General features: G+C 51.5%; 5 protein-coding genes. All 5 read right to left on the bottom strand.

All coding sequences use genetic code 11. From position 1 onward, the window contains the following. Positions 1–779 (bottom strand): heavy metal translocating P-type ATPase (locus D6694_05425; GenBank protein RMH44736.1); only part of this gene is annotated, 779 nt, incomplete at its 3' end. Continuing rightward, positions 776–1,249, bottom strand: coding sequence for a hypothetical protein (locus D6694_05430; protein RMH44737.1), 474 nt, complete (start codon positions 1,247–1,249; stop codon positions 776–778). The genes D6694_05425 and D6694_05430, both read right to left, overlap by 4 nt. Before the next feature lie 6 nt (positions 1,250–1,255). Then, complete coding sequence (ccoG, locus tag D6694_05435; protein ID RMH44738.1) at positions 1,256–2,656, bottom strand: cytochrome c oxidase accessory protein CcoG; 1,401 nt, start codon at positions 2,654–2,656, stop codon at positions 1,256–1,258. Positions 2,657–2,726: 70 nt separating this feature from the next. Then, on the bottom strand, positions 2,727–3,635 hold the full coding sequence (gene ccoP, locus D6694_05440; protein RMH44739.1) for a cytochrome-c oxidase, cbb3-type subunit III: 909 nt from the start codon (positions 3,633–3,635) through the stop codon (positions 2,727–2,729). Further along, positions 3,632–3,786, bottom strand: a 155-nt coding sequence (locus tag D6694_05445; GenBank protein RMH44740.1) for a cbb3-type cytochrome c oxidase subunit 3, incomplete at its 5' end; no start/stop codon positions are given. The genes D6694_05445 and ccoP, both read right to left, overlap by 4 nt.

Here is a 3,786-nt window from a genome sequence, read left to right on the forward strand (position 1 = left end):
GTGTTGACCATGCTCACCAGCCACGCACTGCCAATGGCCAACGCAACAGGAACATCCATACCAAGACGGCGGTGCTGCAAATTTTGCCAAGCGCCACGGAAGAAGGGCACGGCCGCATAAAAGACGACCACGCAGGCAAGCAGGGCGCTGGTCCAGCGCAGGAAGCGTCCATGTTCTATTGCCATATCCTGACCATCACCGACGTACAGACCAACGGCGAACATCATCGTTTGCATCGCGACCAGTCCAGCGACCCCGAGCCGTTTGAGTAACGCACGATCTTCGCGGACTGTCGAATCTTCATCAGCTCGGATTACGTGTGGTCGATAGCCAATGGTTTGCAATCGCTCAAGCACCATCGGCACTGCTTCATCAGTGGTGAGTTTCACCAATACCCGATGGGTCATCGCATTCGCTTGACAATCGATCACCGCTGGCAGTTCCAGACAGACCTTCTCGATCAGCCATACACACGCACTGCAACGAATCCCTTCAACGTACAGATGGAGCTCAATGTGTTCGTGATCGGTGATTACGCGTGCCTTGCGTATATTGGGATCTTGATAGGCTTTGGCAAGTTCAATGGCGTTCTCATCGGGCGCGGCTTTCACCGCAGGTGCGGTTCGCCGACGATAATATTCGTCCAGTCCATTTTCAACCAGGGTTTTGGCGATCGCATGACAGCCCGCACAGCAGAATTGTCGTAAGGACCCATTCCACTCAAAAGACCAATCAGCCCCCTCTGGTATCGGTTCTTCGCAATGGAAACAATGGTTCATCGGGCGCTAATTTCGACTGGCTGACCTGGAGAGAGGAACACTTCTTGTGATAGCAACCAATCATTGCCGGGGGCGGTGATCTGGGCGTAGTAACGCCCGGTTGCCTTGATTGCCGGGCCGACAAACAGTCGGCTTTGTGCATCATAATGCAAGGTCATTTTGTGATCGCGTGATTTATCGGTCGGATGCGCAAGCAGCATAGCAACTGTGTTGGGGCGCACTGGCGCGTGCAGTCGCATTTGCGTGCTATCGTCAGAAAACACGATCACTGCGGTAATGCCGAGTTTTTGGGCTTGACGACGGGATTTAATCCGCTCATTCACGGCCAACCCTTGTCGATAGTAGTCGCTGACAACAGGACTGTCTGCTTGATGCACAGCTATCCATACTGTGGATAATCCTGCAATGACGGTTGCCACTGGGATGCCAACGACCAGCCACATCCACGGTTCTTGATACCATTTTTGCATCGCTTACTATCTCCCCAGTCGGGGGCCGATAAAACGGCTCTCTGCGGTAATTTTCACATTACCGGCTTCGTCCACAAGTTCAAACACAATGGGTTGACTGACGCGCGTCAATTCACCGGGATCGGCTTCCACTCGAACCGGCGCTGACGCCACTTTGCCAGCGGGGACAACAACCGTGTCATTACCTTTGATGTGCGCCGTTTTAGGTTGGATGACACGAATTTTAAACTTGTGCGTTTGATCTGTTTTATTGGCGACCTTGAGCGTGTAGATGTTTTCAACCAGCCCCATATCATTTTCGACATAGAGTCGATTGCGATCCCGGAGTACTTCGGCATCTATCATGGCTCGATGCGTGAGAAGAAATATCCATGCCGCAATCAAACTCACCCAGATGACAAAATACATAATGGTTCTTGGCCGGATGATATGTGGTTTTTGTCCGGTTTCTTCGGTTTCCGTGGTGTATTTGATGAGCCCCCGCGGATAGCCCATCTTATCCATGACTGAATCACAGGCATCAATGCAGGCTGCACAAGCAATACATTCGTATTGGAGGCCGTCCCGGATATCGATGCCAGTTGGGCAGACTTGTACGCAAAGCTCGCAGTCAATGCAATCGCCTAAGCCAAGCGCTTTGGGATCCGCATTGCGTTTTCTTTTGCCCCGCGGTTCGCCACGTTTCTTGTCGTACGAGATGATTAAGGTATCTGGGTCAAACATGGCACCTTGGAAACGCGCATACGGGCACATGTACTTACATATTTGTTCACGCAGAAATCCTGCATTGCCCCAGGTCGCGAAGCTGTAGAAGAAAATCCAGAAAGTTTCCCACGGTCCTAGATTCCATGGCCATAAATTTGCGGTTAATTCCCGAATTGGCGAAAAATAGCCAACGAACGTATAGCCGGTAAACAACGCAAATACGATCCACGCGACATGTTTTCCGCCTTTTTTCAGGATTTTTTCCCGCGTCCACGGCATTTTGTCCAGCTTTATTTGCTGATTGCGGTCGCCTTCAAAGAATCGCTCGATGGCAATAAAGACTTCTGTCCAGACCGTCTGTGGGCAGGCATAGCCACACCAAAGGCGTCCGGCAAGCGCGGTAAAGAAAAAGAGCGACAAGGCAGCAATGACCAGAAGCCCCGTCAGCAGCACAAAATCCTGCGGCCAGAACACGAGACCGAACAAGTAAAATTTGCGAGCAGGAAGGTCGAATAGGACGGCCTGACGTCCGTCCCATGTCACCCAAGGGAGAACATAATAAAGGCCAAGCAGCACCCACACTGCCAGTACACGAAGCCGTTGAAAGCGACCGGAAATTTTGCGTGGGTAAATTTTAGGCTCTTGGGCATAGAGATCGGTCGACACGGGGATTTGACCATTGGTTCCAGATGATGTGCTCATGACATTATCCTGATGTAGCCAAGGAGGAAGGCGGAGCTATGCTCCGCCGTAACTGAAGACATTATACCGTCTATTGCTGCGATTCGTTATGGGACAGACTGTAGACGTATGCAGCAACAAGGTGGATTTTGGCTTCGCCAAGAATGTCTTTATGTGCCGGCATGCGACCACTCCGACCTTCGGCGATGGTCTTGCGAATGACTGCCGGAGAGCCACCATACAGCCAGATGTTATCGGTCAGGTTCGGTGCGCCAACGGCTTGGTTGCCTTTGCCATCGGGCCCATGGCATGCAGCACAGAACATGGCGAACTTCTTTTCACCTTCGGCGGCAAGCGATGCGTTGTGCTTACGACCAGACAGTTTGAACACATAACTGACCATGGCTTCAACACCGGCATCACCCAATGTGGCTTTCCAAGCGGGCATATTGCCTTGACGGCCATGGGTGATGCTGGCAACGATTTGCTCTGGCGATCCACCCCATAACCAATCGTTATCCGTCAGATTTGGAAAGCCAGGTGAGCCACGGCCATCTGAACCATGACAGACGGCACAGTTGTTAAGAAAAATGCGTTTACCCATTTCGATGGCCTCAGGATGTTTTTGGGCCAGTGTGGGAATGTCAATTTTCTGGTACTTGGCAAACAAAGGTGCGTACTTTTCTTGCGCCGCTTTAAGCTCCTGGGCCACTTCTTTTTCTTGCGTCCAGTTAAGAAAGCCTTTGAAGTTGCCAAGCCCAGGGTAGGCAAGCAAGTAGACCACGCCAAACACGACTGTGATGTAAAACAGGTTCAGCCACCAACGGGGCAGTGGATTATTGTATTCCTGGATACCGTCATAGCTGTGTGGCATCACCTTTGGCGTGTCACCTTCATGCACGTCGTCTTTGACGCGGCGTGTGACCACGAGCAGCCAAACAGTTGCGACCAGAAAGCCGACGGTTAAAACAACTACAAACCAGTGCCAAAAGGTAGTCATTGTTTATCCCCTTGTTCGATGGTCGGGTTGGTGTCATCGCCAACAAATGGCAAGTTGGCGGCATCGTCATAATCGGATTTTTTGCGGCGATAAACCACGATGATCAGTGCTATGAACAGCACCATCAGGACGAGGGTAATCAGACCGCGTA

This window comes from Gammaproteobacteria bacterium (genome assembly GCA_003696665.1).
GTDB lineage: Bacteria > Pseudomonadota > Gammaproteobacteria > Enterobacterales.